The sequence below is a fragment of the Mariniflexile fucanivorans genome, assembly GCF_004341235.1.
GTDB lineage: Bacteria > Bacteroidota > Bacteroidia > Flavobacteriales > Flavobacteriaceae > Mariniflexile > Mariniflexile fucanivorans.
In genome coordinates, this window is sequence record NZ_SLUP01000013.1 from 16201 (window position 1) to 30362 (window position 14162).

Annotated in this window: 14 protein-coding genes; 2 read left to right on the forward strand and 12 right to left on the reverse strand. The window is 31.2% G+C overall.

Annotation, left to right across the window (positions count from 1 at the left end; all coding sequences use genetic code 11):
* Positions 1–38: 38 nt before the first annotated feature.
* On the forward strand, positions 39–887 hold the full coding sequence (locus EV196_RS19170; RefSeq protein WP_132219401.1) for a lytic transglycosylase domain-containing protein: 849 nt from the start codon (positions 39–41) through the stop codon (positions 885–887).
* A gap of 31 nt (positions 888–918) precedes the next feature.
* On the opposite strand, the gene EV196_RS19175 is transcribed toward EV196_RS19170, so the two are convergent.
* Genes EV196_RS19175 through EV196_RS19215 form a run of 9 tightly spaced genes read right to left on the reverse strand, consistent with a single transcriptional unit; the run spans position 919 to position 10070 of the window.
* The gene (locus EV196_RS19175; RefSeq protein ID WP_132219402.1) at positions 919–1494 is read right to left on the reverse strand and encodes a hypothetical protein; all 576 of its coding nucleotides are present in this window, start codon (positions 1492–1494) and stop codon (positions 919–921) included.
* A gap of 11 nt (positions 1495–1505) precedes the next feature.
* Positions 1506–3143: a TraQ conjugal transfer family protein gene (locus tag EV196_RS19180; protein WP_132219403.1), complete on the reverse strand. Its 1638-nt coding sequence runs from the start codon at positions 3141–3143 to the stop codon at positions 1506–1508.
* A gap of 11 nt (positions 3144–3154) precedes the next feature.
* Positions 3155–3682, reverse strand: coding sequence for a conjugal transfer protein TraO (locus EV196_RS19185; protein WP_132219404.1), 528 nt, complete (start codon positions 3680–3682; stop codon positions 3155–3157).
* 2 nt (positions 3683–3684) lie between these two features.
* A complete protein-coding gene (locus tag EV196_RS19190) occupies positions 3685–4623 on the reverse strand; it encodes a DUF4138 domain-containing protein (protein ID WP_132219405.1) in 939 nt (312 codons plus the stop codon).
* Positions 4620–5684 (reverse strand): conjugative transposon protein TraM, encoded by a 1065-nt coding sequence (traM, locus tag EV196_RS19195; RefSeq protein ID WP_132219406.1) that lies wholly within the window; start codon positions 5682–5684, stop codon positions 4620–4622. Before traM ends, EV196_RS19190 begins: the two co-directional genes overlap by 4 nt.
* Positions 5677–6342: a hypothetical protein gene (locus EV196_RS19200; protein ID WP_132219407.1), complete on the reverse strand. Its 666-nt coding sequence runs from the start codon at positions 6340–6342 to the stop codon at positions 5677–5679. Before EV196_RS19200 ends, traM begins: the two co-directional genes overlap by 8 nt.
* Before the next feature lie 5 nt (positions 6343–6347).
* Positions 6348–7160 carry a hypothetical protein gene (locus EV196_RS19205; protein WP_132219408.1) on the reverse strand — a complete coding sequence of 271 codons (813 nt, stop codon included), beginning with the start codon at positions 7158–7160 and terminating at the stop codon, positions 6348–6350.
* Entirely contained in the window at positions 7160–7654 is a 495-nt protein-coding gene (locus tag EV196_RS19210; RefSeq protein WP_132219409.1) for a hypothetical protein, read from the reverse strand. The genes EV196_RS19205 and EV196_RS19210 overlap by 1 nt, the downstream gene beginning before the upstream one ends.
* Before the next feature lie 10 nt (positions 7655–7664).
* Positions 7665–10070 carry a VirB4 family type IV secretion system protein gene (locus EV196_RS19215; protein WP_132219410.1) on the reverse strand — a complete coding sequence of 802 codons (2406 nt, stop codon included), beginning with the start codon at positions 10068–10070 and terminating at the stop codon, positions 7665–7667.
* Positions 10071–10135: 65 nt separating this feature from the next.
* Here EV196_RS19215 and EV196_RS19980 point away from each other — a divergent pair, with 65 nt between their 5' ends.
* Positions 10136–10285 carry a hypothetical protein gene (locus tag EV196_RS19980; RefSeq protein ID WP_165876208.1) on the forward strand — a complete coding sequence of 50 codons (150 nt, stop codon included), beginning with the start codon at positions 10136–10138 and terminating at the stop codon, positions 10283–10285.
* 37 nt (positions 10286–10322) lie between these two features.
* Here the strand turns inward: EV196_RS19980 and EV196_RS19220 are convergent, their stop codons facing one another.
* The 3 genes from EV196_RS19220 to EV196_RS19230 all read right to left on the reverse strand — a co-directional run bounded on the left by EV196_RS19220 (position 10323) and on the right by EV196_RS19230 (position 14155).
* Positions 10323–10622 (reverse strand): hypothetical protein, encoded by a 300-nt coding sequence (locus EV196_RS19220; RefSeq protein ID WP_132219411.1) that lies wholly within the window; start codon positions 10620–10622, stop codon positions 10323–10325.
* 76 nt (positions 10623–10698) lie between these two features.
* On the reverse strand, positions 10699–12354 hold the full coding sequence (locus EV196_RS19225) for a type IV secretory system conjugative DNA transfer family protein (RefSeq protein ID WP_132219412.1): 1656 nt from the start codon (positions 12352–12354) through the stop codon (positions 10699–10701).
* 10 nt (positions 12355–12364) lie between these two features.
* On the reverse strand, positions 12365–14155 hold the full coding sequence (locus tag EV196_RS19230) for a DUF5712 family protein (RefSeq protein WP_262711353.1): 1791 nt from the start codon (positions 14153–14155) through the stop codon (positions 12365–12367).
* Between the last annotated feature and the right edge of the window lie 7 nt (positions 14156–14162).

The following is a 14162-nucleotide window of genomic DNA, read 5'->3' on the forward strand; positions in this document are numbered from 1 at the left end:
ATTAGCGCTCCACCAAAATTACAAAAAAACATCGGAAAATGAAGTATATAGCATTAATATTTATACTATGCTGTAATATAATTCAAGCGCAAAATAGTGATGTTTTTAACGATGACTTTATACGGAAAAAGGTAGAACTAATGAATGATAATTCAGATGGCATGATCCCTTTTTCATATTCTCCGGAGTTCAAAAGAATTTTAATAGAATTGGTTAAAATAGAATGGTTGGAGAAAGCAATAAAGATCAGCGATTATTATTTTCCGTTGTTTGAAGAAAAATTGGCAAAATATGATTTACCGAATGACTTAAAATATTTGCCGATTTTAGAGAGTGGACTAAACCCAAAAGCGACTAGCTCAGTAGGAGCAAGCGGACTATGGCAATTTATGCCCAGTACGGGCGATGAAATGGGATTGGGGAGCAATAATTTAATCAATCTATATTATTGCCCTGTTGCCAATACCGATAGTGCGTGTCGTTATCTGGAGGGGCTATATAAAAGTTACAACGATTGGAAGTTGGTGTTGTCGTCATATAATTATGGCATGGGTAATATTAATAAGAAAATAAAAAAAGCAGGTTCAAGGGATTACGTAGACATCTATCCATATTTACCAATGGAAACAAGAGCATATGTACCAAAATTTTTAGTGATTAAATACCTGGTAACCTATCAAAACATTTATTATGATAATAACAAAAAGTTTAAATATGTGTTTACCGATCTAGCACAGATCAAAATAGAGAACCCAACCACGATTAAAGATTTAGCGGCAAGGTATGACCTAAACGACAGATTTATAAGGTTTGCGAATCCTCAATTATTAACGGAAATAATTCCCAAAGGAGCAATAATATATATAACCAAAAAAGACCCTAGCTAGGGTCTTTTTTGGTTATATATAGAAAGTTTTTTTAAGGTCTATTATTTATGTCCGCTCTTAAAACATACTCAACAATAATAACGTTATTGTCTTTATTGATTATCTGAATTTCTGACTTGATTAGTTTATAGCTTGAATCATTGCTTATTAAAAAATTCACATTATCAAAACTATTTATTTGATTTACACTAGAGGGATTTTTTAAACCTCCTAATAAATTATCACCTAATGTCTCAAACATAATTTTATTTTGATCGGTCAAGACAGAAAAACTCCATACAGAAGAACCATATTTAGCAAAATTATCAGAACACACATTTGTACCCTCAAACAATACAACTACATTGGATTGATTAGCTTCAAAAACATAATATGAGTCTAAATCACATTCTGGAACTTGTATCATTAAATCAGTACTTGTTACTCCATCATTATTTATATCAATGGGAGATTTAGAAGTCATAGAATCTAAAAACCACTTTTCATCTAATAAAAAGTTTTTATTAGTTTCCAATGTTAAAAAACCATTATTAGATGAGGATATATTATCATCATCACAACAAGATAGGGTAATTAAAAAAACAATACTATAAACTATATTTTTCATATACTTTTTTTTTAAAATGTTAGATTTTTTATAAATAATTTACTCCTTACTCCTCTATTATCAGTTATGTAAACTTCAACAGGATATGTTTGACCTTTAAAAACATTATGAAAACACTTAAAATTAAAAAAACCAGAATTATTATCATTAGTAGTCAAATTAAAACTAAATTCTTCAATATTAGCTGTAACAGCTTTAATATATATATTAGTTATAAAAACATTAGAAGCTTTAGTCCAAGAAACTTTCATCATCGGATAAAAGCCCGAAGAACCACAGGAACTTCCTCTTTGAACTTCAATATCTGTTACTAAGGGATCTTGATTTATAATTATAGAAATTTGCTTTGTTTTTGAAACCCCATTACTCGCTCTAATAGTAAAATAAATAATAGATGTTCCTGATATTATTGGATTATAACCTACATCAAATGATGTACTAAAAACAGAAGTAAATGTATTTTCATTTATAATTTTAGAGTTAACTTCTAATGTTCCATCAGTATTAGAATTAAATGATATTTCATAAGTAAGAGAACTTGGAGCATCCATTGTAAAAGAAAAAGGAATACTTTCTCCTAAATTAAAAGCCGTTCCTATTGGGCTAACATCAAAATTAAAATCAATAGGTTTGACTATTATACTTAATGTTTTGGATTTTGAAACCCCATATTGATTTGTAATAGTAAAGGTAACATCCATGGAACCATCAATAATTCCTTTTAATTTCCAAATAAAAGTATTATCTATATCATAATCTGTATTGGCAGATAAAATAACCCCATTATTATTTGTAAACTGATTTGATGGTCCCGTAATCGAATATTTAATTTTAAAATTTGAGTTACCAACCAACTCATTAACATTAAAACTTAGATCGATAGATTCACCAACTGTTACTTCGCTATTAGATGACACAGTAAATTCAAAATCGGAAGCTTCAACATTAACAGATATGTTTTTAGAGATTGTAACATTACTACTTTTTGCGGTAATATTGCTTGTAATAATATGTTCGCCTGTAGCATTTGGGGTATAAAAAGCTATAAAATTTAAAGAAGGTACTATAATTTTATCCCCTGCTTTATAATCAACACTATTAACAGTCATAATACCATTTTTAGAATTACTAAAAACTAATGTATATTGATCCACGCTTGTTGTTCCTTGCTCCGTAATATCATAACTAACCTGTAAACGTTCACCAATAGGCAAAGTAGCCAAACTACGTGTAGCCGTAAACAAAAAAGAAGTTTCATTACTATAAAAATCAATGATTTTTATAGTTGTTTCTCCCTCTAAATCAACAAAGGTAAATTCAATAGTAATAGTGCCAACACTTTTAGGTGTTATAGTGGGCTTGAACCGTAATCCATTCATGGTATAAAGTTCACGTTCAATAAGTAAATCGCCATTTGGAAGCAATAGGCTTGCTTTTCCTTCTAAAACACGATACGAGGCACTATAAACATTACTGGAAACAACTTGTTGTGGTGTTAAATCAAAAGTAGCCTCAATTGGAATGTTTATAAAGGTTTCGCTATCAAAATCAGCAGAAACTTCAAAAGGAAATGAATTAGAAACAGTTACTTCTTTGTCGCAACTATGTAACGACATAATGACTATAATAAAATATAATATTTTTTTCATGATTATTTTTTTTATTTAATGTAAAATTTAATACCAAGCCCCATATAAAAAGAAGCCACACCCAAATCACTATTGACATATAGGTTGGTATTGTGAACTCCTAACAATGCGACGGTATCTGATAGGTAATATTTTATTTCAGAACCTATAACGCCTCCGTAAACAATGGAACTATTTCCAACAATTACAGAGCCATTTTCTAAAATATTATTTCCATTATTAATAATCTCATAACCTCCCGAAGCTCCAGCTCCGATTGAGGTAACAAACCTATTATTATAAGATTTAAAAAGGTTATAGAAATAAGCAGCGTTAAGCCCTATGGTTCTATAAGGCACATCTAAAGTCTCTTTTTTATCTTTATTATCTGTGGCTAAAAGATTTATTTGAAAGTAACCACTATCATTCAAATCATAATTGTAACTGGCGTGTGCACCAAAACCATTGGTGGCATAACCTCCCGAAATTCCAAAGGAAACCTGGGAAAAAACAACGCTCTGGACGGCAAGCATTATAACAATGCAAAATGTTTTATTCATACTTAAAGTTTTACTGGATTATTGATTAATTTATTATTGATCTGTAATAACAAATCTCTTTCGCCTTCTTTTTCAGCTAAGTCAATTTGCAATTCTTTTTTATCGTTAATTGTGAATTTTTCAAAAACAATGATGAAATTATGTTCGCTATTGCCCGGAACTCGTTCAGGCTTATTGAAAATAAACAAAGGAGTTAAAGGGATGCTTTGATCTGTACTAACGCCTTTATAGCCTCTGGCTAATTTGGAATTAATAAAATCTACATCAAAAATTTGACCCCCTTTATTTTCAAGACTAAAATGGAAATAAAGTTCGTCCCGATCATAACTGATTTGTTTAAGTGTTAATTTAATATTACTGGATTGTTCAAACGTTCTAAATATTAGCTTAGGTAAATCATTTACTTTAGCGCAATTTTGTTTTATATATCCCATTTTATTTGAGTCATATAACTGATTAGGATTAGCAGGATCCTTAGAAGATATGCTCTTAGCTTCAATAGTTTGAACACCTTCGGAATAATAAGAAGATGGATTTTCTGCCGTAATAAAATCGATGTCTTTAGATGATGGATTATTTGATTTTATTAAATTTTGTGCACTATTATCAACTTGCATGTAGTGATTTAAAACAGTCGGTTTTTTAGTGTAGAAAAGTGAAAACTCATAGGAATAACCATCTTTGGTAAAGACGGTTAAATTAGTATTCTTTTCAACTTGGTCTAATTTAATATAACCCAGTCTAAGGGTTCTTTTACCAATCGAACTACTATTGTTCGATGGTTTTACTAAATATTCTTGTTCATTACCAAGGATAGATTCTTCAATTTCCGAGGGAAATACTAAAATGGTTGTATAATCTTCTGAAATTTGAATTTTATTCTGTGATAAAAGTATAAAAGGAAATAAAATTAAAACGATTAGGGGTATTAGTTTTTTCATTTTTCGAGTATATGCATTATTAGTTCTTGATCATTTAGTAACAAAATTTTATCATCATTCTTTAGGCGTTTATTTTGAAAAAATTTAGAGATCGCATTAATGGAACCCGATAAAATTTTTCCTCCTGTTGTTCCGGTAATGCCATCTGTTACTTTATCTGTGGATTCGTTCATAGCTTCGGATTCGTATTTATCCCAAAGCTCCCCTGCTCGCGATGAATACATGCCTATTCTGCCATCACGTATATCCCTAACCTCTAAATTTAATGGTTGGTGTGCTATGTTTGTTATATTAAAAAGAACCCTTGATTTATTTATATTCATATCAGCATATAAAAGTGTTCCCTTTTTAAAAATCGTTCCATTATATCTAAACTCTTTTGTTAAAACAAGTTCTACAAGTTCACCAGGCAATTTAAATTGATCTCTAAAAATGGCAACTCTTGTTTCTATCGTAGATACTTCAACTACATCATTTTCAGAATGAATCTTAGAGGCCCTAGCTTTAGCCAATCGTTCTTCGTAACTTAATTCTTTATTGTAGGTCTCTTTATTAGAATACGTTTTAGATGTATTTTTAGACGTTTTTTCACCCTCTTTTTCCCACATGGAGTAATCGCCATAAACATCATTATTAGTGTTTTTAGAAGCCGCCTTTTGATTATTAGATGATGCTTCAGGAGATCCTAAAGCGTCTAAATTTTTTCTTAATGCTTCTTCTTCTTCTGTAGAAACATTTTTTTTAATGGTATCTTTTTCTTCAGTAGAAAAAATATCGAGTAGATTTTCATTTTTTATTTTTTTGCTTTTTGCCTCTAACGCTTCAATTTTACTATCGTATTTTTCCCTGTCGGAAGTTGATGGTGTTTCAAAATCAGCACTTTGTTTTTCATCTGATTTAGAAAAATTAAAAACTGCGATTAAAACCAATAAAAGAGCAATAGAACCAATGACGATATAAGCAATCATCATCCTCTTTTTTTCTTTGGTTTGTTTAACTTCCATGAGCTTCTTTTTTTTCTGAACCTCATGTGCTAAATTTGAATCTTTATTGCTAATCATTTTGATTGTTTTCAATTAAATTATTTCTCATCGTTTCCTTAAAACCAGCTTCATCCAATTGTGTTAAATTCTCTGATAGATTTGTTATCAATAATCCGTAAGGATTAAAGGGATAGTTACGATTTACCTCCTTTAAGGTGGCAATGACCTCTGATGTATAATACGTTTTAGAATCGTCATTAATGCGAACAATCACAACATTGAAAGAAACCTTATAGGGATCATCAACACTGTAGACTTTCCAACTGCTTTGATCGATCAAAGCGTGCTGTGTAAGACCATTGATAGATAAAAAAGTGTTGAAATATCCTTTTTTGTCTCTGTCCTTAACGACTTCCGTTGGTTGTTTTCCCAATAGCCAAAATAATTTTTCCTTCTTTTCTTTCATGGTAAAACCATCGATATCATAATAAAGGGAAACCATATAATCGACATTGGATTTTACTTGTTTAAGCTTATCTTTTTTATCGTCCAATTTTTCAAGTGGGACCAAAATGCCATTTTCGGTAATAGCAAATAAATTTTGTTGGGAATGTTTGTAGACATAAAAGCAAAAAGCAAAACTACTAATGACAACAACTGTTGTAAGGCCAATTAAAAGCCATACAATTAAGTTGTTTTTCTTGAACATGGTATAAATATTTTCTTCTATTTTCATAAAACTTAACTAAAAAAACTAATGATATATGAGGTCGCTTTGTTAAAGAGGGCAACCTTTAATGTAAATACTATTATAATAGTTATGAGTGCCCCCCAAATGCTCGAATTAACACTTAAGAAACTATTAAAAAAATCTAGATCGCCAGCCATTTTAAATGAATTTTGTAAATGCATTTGTGTAAGGTCACAAAATTTGATGATCCCGATATAAACGATTCCAAGTATAGCTAAACCTATATAAAGTCTGAGCCACTTCGCTATAAGTCCGTTAGTTTGCTTTATGGTAGACAATGCAACGGCAATGGGAAATAAAAATTTCATGATTTCCAAAAAGAAGACCCTTGTCAGTAGATAACCAGAAATCATTGCCATTTCCGCAATTTTACAAATACCCATTACTACCAATACAATTAAAAATCCTATAAAATAAATTAGATTTCCCAAAATAGCCGTCAACATATCCCAGCCATCCTCGGCATCTTTAACAATCGTATCGTAATCATCCGTCAACATCTGTAATAAGTCCGTATAAAGAGAGCTTTGTGTTGTTGACATCGCACTATTTATGGATGAAAACGTACCCTCTACGGTATTGAACAAAAAATCCGAACTGATGATCAAAAAAACATAGCCAATAATTGTAAATACATCATTGAAATAATCAGTATTGCTGTTGATGGCATTTTTACCCCAACGTTCTAAAACTGAAAAAAAAAGCAAAAGTATAGCGCACATTTTTGCGCCTTTAATGGTATACATAAAAATATTACTACCCTCTAAAGACAAACGGACACTATCTATAAAATCATAATTCATTAGTTTCTTATCCTATAAGTGTTAGCATATCCCCTGGTCTTTGAAACTTGAAAAAATATGGCGCTGCGCTCGCTCTTAAACATATCAATACGCTCTTTATCGCTCATATTAAAAAAACCTTCTTTTAAAACATTGGAAATGGTATTTACCCTTTGGTTGATACTAAGCAAAATATGGTTCATATTTTCGAGCAGATTAGGGTTATCGGCACTTTTCTTATTGTTTCGTACTATATTGATGTTCTCAATGGCTTCTCTTTGCAATTCTATAATTTCACCAATTTTATAGACACTTGTTACAATGGAATTAATTTTTTGATACTTTTCTTCGGCTTCCTTAAGTACTTGATAGCTTTTTTCCAGTTGTGCCAATTGATTTGTAGAAGTGGTCAATTGCGTGGCTAATGTTTCGTTTGCTGTTACGTCAGTAACGGCCATCTGTCCATAATTGGATATCGTGACAAATAGAAATAATAATAAAAATTGCTTTTTCATAAGTAAATATTTAGGATTTATTAATAAATGTTGTGATGGCTGTTTCCATATTACCGACTTCTTTATATAGTTCCAAAAGTTCTTCATTTTTAGCTCCTTCTGTTTGATAAGCCCAATAGACTTCTTTAGAAACCTCTAAACGGTAGACTTGATGGTTCTTTTCTCTAAGTATGAATATTTCGCTCCAGGGTTTCTCTGCACTAAAGTCTGAACGGATTGAGGCTAATTGATAATAGGCATGTTCTGATAAGTCAAACCTTTTTTGCAAGCTCCTGTAATCTTTTGCTCCTAGCACATAAAGTATTTGGGTGTTTTCTACAATGGCCTTAGAAAGGTTATTATCGGGCAATTGGCTTTCAGATTGTAAAACAATGCCAACAGCTCCGTTTTGTTTTCTGATTGCTTGAAAAAAGAACTGTACCCTACCTAATACGCCATTCCATTTCAACTGCTCTGCAATTTCATCAAACAAAACAATGCCTTTGTTTTTTTTGTCTCTCCAGATGACATTATCAATAGTTGTCGAAACAAGCTGTAACATAATAGCCAATAAAAGCGCATTGTCTTTTACTTTATCTAGTTCAAAAACAACAATCGATTTATCATGTAAGTTTTTATCAATGGTTGTCGCTGTCTCTTTATATAAATAATCGTAAATCCCTCCATCGATAAATTCTTCCATTAAGTGCAAAAATTCATCTCTATTAAAAAATTCATCCTTTATACTTAGAAGTGAAAGTAGTTTAGGGTTGTTTTTCACAAAAAGAACAAAATTAGGAAGCGAATAATCTCCAGAGTTTTTCTTGTAATAGGTTTCAATTAATTTTCTAAGTGAAGCTCTTTCAATTTCATTTAATAAAGTATCTCTTTTAAAATGAACACCAACAAACTCAACCAGTTCATCCAATTTATCATTATTGAGCTTATTTTCTTCCGTATAAGAAGAACTATCAAGGTCAAAAGGATTAACCCCCATGGAGACCCCTTGCTCATAGCTTATATAGGCGGTTTTATTTGGGAACAACGCTGATAGTTTACGATAACTGCCCCCTAAATCTATGATAACAACTTTTACATTTATTGAAAAATAATAACTGATAATATGATTGGCATTGAACGACTTACCAAAACCCGTTGGGGCCAGTATAAAGAAATTTCTAGCCTTGACATATTTCTTTTTATCATCCCACGTATCAACGACAACAGGTACATTGTCTATTCTTGAATTATAGGTGATACCTTCCGTGTCATTTTTATAAGTTCCCGTATTATTGATAAAGGAACAAAAAATTTCAAGAGAGCTGACATAAAGCTGTTTGTCGGTAAAATAGTGAGAGAAAAACGGAAATGAATAATTAAAAATCGCGTTTAAATAATTACCAGTAGGTACATAAGGCTTTATATCTAGCTCCTTGAATTGTTCAATAACCTTATATAAGTTTGTTTCCAGTTCCGTTTCATCCGAAGCAATAACAATCACGTTATTATGTCCTCTTATCAGTTTTATAGAATCTGAATTAGTAACCAAATCTGTAATAATTTCATCGGTTTGCTTGGCAAACTCTAAATTAGAACGGTCAAAACTAGCTGATTTATGGAGTTTATCATTTCTTAGTCGAAGCTCATTTAAATGCTTGTCAGGACTATCAATGTATAATATTTGATTGTATAAATGTGAAAAATCCAAATCAAAAGTGAAATTGTCCGCATTGTTTCTATAAAAAACAGACGTATCACTAGAGTAAATCTTATCTTTTTTAAACTTGGCTAAAGATTCCGGAAACTTTTTTTCATCTACTTGGCAAACCATGGCTGCATATTTGTTCCCAATTTGAATGCTTGATTTATTAAAAAAACGATCACTAATAAAATCATCATTAAATAAATTATAATAGGTATCGTAATATGATTTTACTTGCCATGATTCAAAAGGGATCACATCAAATTTATTGTTCCCTGTTAAGCGAATACTTTTAAGGCTATTGATGGTCTCTTTTACAGAATTACTAAAATGTAATATTTTATCATCAAAGCCAAAAAAAGCTGTTTTATCTACTTTTTTAAAAGGGTTGGATAAATTTGTATTTAAAAGCTCTTTATTTGGAAGTATAAAAAACAAAAAACAAGCGTGTTCTTTATAATCTACATCCTTGAAATAGTTCTTAGTGCTTTTTTGTAAAAAATTTTCAGAAGGAAAATCTTTAGTATTGAATTTCTTTTTTATAATGGCATCTTGTTTGTAAAAGATGGTTCCAGATGGCAGATCCTTTAATGCTTTTTCCCAAGATGAATTAAGCTCAAGATAATCCTCTTGTCCTAAAGCATATTTTTCAGGCAGAACAAGATGGAAGCATTCTGAATAGATCCCATTAGCAAATAAACCTTTATTATCTTCTATATGTATAAATTCATTCATAGTCACTGTAGGATCGGGGAAGCTTATTGTCCATAAAACGGTCAATTAATTTACTATTGGATAAAATGAACTTACACACAAAATACAAGACAAAACCAAAACAGATAAAGAGAATTAATTTAGTAAATGAAAAACCACTTATAAAAGAAAAACCACCTGTTATGATTCCTATTACAAAAGCAAAAAAAGCCTTAACGGTAAATCCATATAAATAAGGTTCTTTTCGTATGTTCTTGTAATTCTTCATTAATATTACAACTGAACAGATGTGATGTATTGAAACAGCCCTGCAACAAGCCCAACGACAATAACATATACGACAATGTTTGTCAGTCCTTTTTTCCAATCACCGCCCTCTTTAACGAAATGACCTAGATTGACAAGAACCACCACTAAAAAAACAGCACCTGCTATATAAGGGAATATAGCCTTGATTTGATCTGTAATACTTTTCACAGGAGTTTCCAGATCCAATTCTTGCGCTTGCGAGATTGCAGAAACAAGTGATAATGATAAAAAAAGCATGTTTGTTTTTGTAAAGAAATTTTTCATAATAAATATTTAGGGTTGTTTTAATTAGCTACAAATATAATAAATGATTATTTAAAAATTACACTATATTGTAATTTTATTTTATTTTATGATCAACAAAGGATTGGATATCTCGTAAGATATTTTCGTAATTTGAAATAAGATTTTCTTTAGAAACTTCTAAAGAATTGTCTATTTCCTCTCTTTCAATCATTAATCTATTAAATTTAACCATGTCATTTTTACCATCGGATAAAAATGCGAATTGCCCTGCTTTGAGTTTAGTGAATTCATAGGCTCTAACTTTTGAAACTTCTCTTTTCGATGTCGTAGTTCCATTAGTGGTTTCAAATATTCCACCTCCTTTTTTACTTATGCTTTTTTGGTCCTTTTCTATAAGCTCAAAATAGCTTTCATAAAATCTGGCGGTGTCTGGGTCGTTAGCCTTTCCAAAAAATTGGGTAGATAAATTTGCCGTGATTTCTCTAAACTTGTCTCTCCCATATCTTACCGTTCCCTGTACCAAATCTTGTGCGCAATAAATAACAGCCACTCCGAAGCTTCGCATCGTCGCAGGTATTTTAGCCATATTTTGAAGTTTGATGGTAGGGGCTTCATCCAACAGCAAAAAACTGTGTTTCATATCCCTAACCATCATTTGCTTTGTCGCTGTGTGAATAATTGTTGCAATAATAGGGGTTAAGAACAAATCGTTTTTTGGTTCATTGATTATAGATAAAACGGTGTCGTTATTGGGGTGGTTTACGTTCAGATCTATGGTGTCTCCAGATAAGGACCAAAAAGCCTCGGGAAAAGCTATTTTTCTGAGTGAATTAGCCAATGTAGAGAGTACCGCTGCTGTTTGTTTTTCAGATGCCAATCCCATAACAAAAGGAGCTGCTTGTATGGCAACCCTTTTATTGGATAATAAAAATTTCTTCAACTTGGAAAAACTATCGATGGCCTCTTTGCCTAAATAATCTTTTCCTCCGGTGTTTTCTGAAAAATCAACGGCTAATAAAAAGGCAATAACATGAGGAAGCGTGCAATATTCCCTGTGGTCCAAATGAAATTTAAGAACGATGGCAGTCAGCAAAGCTGATGCGTTTTCTTGAAAGAAATCCGAAGTCTCTTTACCTGTACCTAAATTTGATATTAAAACGTTTACGGACTCATTTATATCTTTTTCATCCGTAATATATTTAGACGAAAAAACATTGACTCGCCTGTCCTCATAAGCTTTGTGCATGGAAATGATTTTTAATTTATCTCCAAAAAGGGGGATGCATATTTCCGTCAGTTCTCCATCCTTATAATCATAGACGATTCCTGTAAAATCCTTTTTTGCAAAATGTCTCAAAAGAACATAAATAGGGCTTTCTGTCTTTCCAGAACCAGCTGCTCCAAATATCAAAACACCTCGCTTAATATTCCGAATTATTTTAGTTCCTTTATTTGTCAAAAATTTAATGTCCCAAAGGTCATCAACTTTCTCTGGTAGGGTAAAAAGACCTATCAAAACACCAACTAACAAACTAGGTGCTATCATATAAGGAAGTATTTTTGATAGAAAATAATCAGGATAAATAAAAAACAATCCTCCTACTATAATTGTTAGAACGCCTGCATAAAGTGAACGGGGCTTAAAACGAAGCGTTAAAAATGAAAATAAAGTGATTGAAATATATAAAAGTATGATGATCAATAAGGCTTTTTTATCAATTGAATTTAAAAATTGTGCGGCATCTTCCATAAGTATAAGTTTAATATCCCAGTCCTTTATCTATTACTTTCTTACCTATTTTAAAGGCTAAATCTAAAGGTGTTTTTGGAATACGACTGGGGATTTGTGACATCCCCAATTGGGTTTTAATATTTTGAACAGGCGAAATTTGTTGTTTGATCGTATTGATACCTGTATGTTTTTTTACAAAGCTTTTCAATTCCCCTTTTGTTTTTCCTACCACATTATTTGACATGGAACGCTGTTTTTTTTCTTCTTTATAGCCTTGATAACTTTCCTTATGGGTTCTATCATAATCAAATTTTTTATCAAAAACAGTTTCTGCTTTTTGAAAAAATGCATCTCTGTTAAAACCAACATCAGCGCCTTTGTACATTTTACCCTCTTTATGGTTTGCTAATGGGGATAATGAAATTTTATTTTCGGGTTTTTGCATAGTTTTATCATGTCTGGAAACAACCAGATGTACATGATATTGATTACCTTCTTTTTTTAGCCCTGCTTTAATGATATTGTCTTTTTCATCCCTAAATAGCGAAGATTCTAAGTTTGCAATCTTGTTTTGGTTGAAAATTTTGTTTTTGCTTAATCGTTCAATTTCCTTTAGTGTTTCTTGGTTTTTTATCACATAGAGATCTGTGGGCTTATGGGTTCTTTGTGTTTCGACCTTACCATACCAAAGTAAATCTTTTTCAGTAAGTGGCCTTTTCTCTAGATTAAAGCCTCTTTCTCTCGCTAGTTTATTATAAATTTTTTCTCTTTCTGTTCCATATTCCGATAAAATCGATTGCTTTAAACTTTGCTTTTCTTTTTCATCATATAAATGCTTAGATACGTAATATTTATTATTGGTTTTAGTTATATCGGATTCATTAAAAGACATTTTTAATGGGTTTTCTAGTCTGCTATCTGTTTTCTCAAAATTATAGGCTTCTTCTTTGTTTTTTAATGATTTTGTGTCTTTAAACGAGGCATTAATTTCAACTAAGGTGTTCTTATTAATGATTTCATTTGCCTTAGCATTATATAAATTTTCAGGCAATTTATAAGAACCATTTTCTTGCTCTTGGACTAATTTCTTTGGCAAAAAGACTTCTGATTTTAGATTTCCTTCAATAGTAAGTTCCGCTTTGATACTATTCCCTTTTTCTTCTAAAATAACCAGGTTATTTGTATCTATCCACTTCGAGGATTTATCTTGATTTTTTTTATCTTCTTGTTCTATACCTTTCGTGGATAAGTAGCTTTTGAATTCTTTTTCTGTTGAATTTTCAAGTTCTTTTCTTTGGTTTTTATCAGGTAATTTTGATTCATCAGCATAAATATCTCTTTTAAAATTCCTGGCATATTCAGTCATTAAATCCTTAGCATACAATTTCATTTGCATTTTCATCAGCTCATTTTTTTGTTCCTGGTAAACTTGTTCTAAAAGTTTGTTTTTGGAATCAATAATAAGACCTCTATTTTGTAACTCTGTATTAGCCAACTGTTCCATGTGTGCCAGTTCAGATTTGTTCGGAGATACATTGAACATATAAAAATTAGACTGTTTTAAATTTTGTGTGCCCCTGTTACAGTCAATATCACTTACCACTTTATGTATATCAATCTGTTGGCTTGAATTTTCTTCAGAATAGTCACCATCAAAAAAAGATTCAAATTCATGATCTTTTTCTAAGGTTAAATTTTCTTTATTTCCATTTTCGGATTCTAAAGAAACATAGGCTTGGTTTTCTTTGTCCAAATAATCTATAAGACCAAAGGACGATGTGCTTTTTGTGGTATTATGTGATGTAAAGGATATGTGCATTGAATAA

Bases quoted from the DNA above. Each gene is read 5' to 3' on its own strand.
- EV196_RS19170 (WP_132219401.1), top strand. From the start codon at position 39: ATGAAGTATATAGCATTAATATTTATACTATGCTGTAATATAATTCAA.
- EV196_RS19175 (WP_132219402.1), bottom strand. From the start codon at position 1,494: ATGAAAAATATAGTTTATAGTATTGTTTTTTTAATTACCCTATCTTGT.
- EV196_RS19180 (WP_132219403.1), bottom strand. From the start codon at position 3,143: ATGAAAAAAATATTATATTTTATTATAGTCATTATGTCGTTACATAGT.
- EV196_RS19185 (WP_132219404.1), bottom strand. From the start codon at position 3,682: ATGAATAAAACATTTTGCATTGTTATAATGCTTGCCGTCCAGAGCGTT.
- EV196_RS19190 (WP_132219405.1), bottom strand. From the start codon at position 4,623: ATGAAAAAACTAATACCCCTAATCGTTTTAATTTTATTTCCTTTTATA.
- traM (WP_132219406.1), bottom strand. From the start codon at position 5,684: ATGATTAGCAATAAAGATTCAAATTTAGCACATGAGGTTCAGAAAAAA.
- EV196_RS19200 (WP_132219407.1), bottom strand. From the start codon at position 6,342: ATGAAAATAGAAGAAAATATTTATACCATGTTCAAGAAAAACAACTTA.
- EV196_RS19205 (WP_132219408.1), bottom strand. From the start codon at position 7,160: ATGAATTATGATTTTATAGATAGTGTCCGTTTGTCTTTAGAGGGTAGT.
- EV196_RS19210 (WP_132219409.1), bottom strand. From the start codon at position 7,654: ATGAAAAAGCAATTTTTATTATTATTTCTATTTGTCACGATATCCAAT.
- EV196_RS19215 (WP_132219410.1), bottom strand. From the start codon at position 10,070: ATGAATGAATTTATACATATAGAAGATAATAAAGGTTTATTTGCTAAT.
- EV196_RS19980 (WP_165876208.1), top strand. From the start codon at position 10,136: ATGAACTTACACACAAAATACAAGACAAAACCAAAACAGATAAAGAGA.
- EV196_RS19220 (WP_132219411.1), bottom strand. From the start codon at position 10,622: ATGAAAAATTTCTTTACAAAAACAAACATGCTTTTTTTATCATTATCA.
- EV196_RS19225 (WP_132219412.1), bottom strand. From the start codon at position 12,354: ATGGAAGATGCCGCACAATTTTTAAATTCAATTGATAAAAAAGCCTTA.
- EV196_RS19230 (WP_262711353.1), bottom strand. From the start codon at position 14,155: ATGCACATATCCTTTACATCACATAATACCACAAAAAGCACATCGTCC.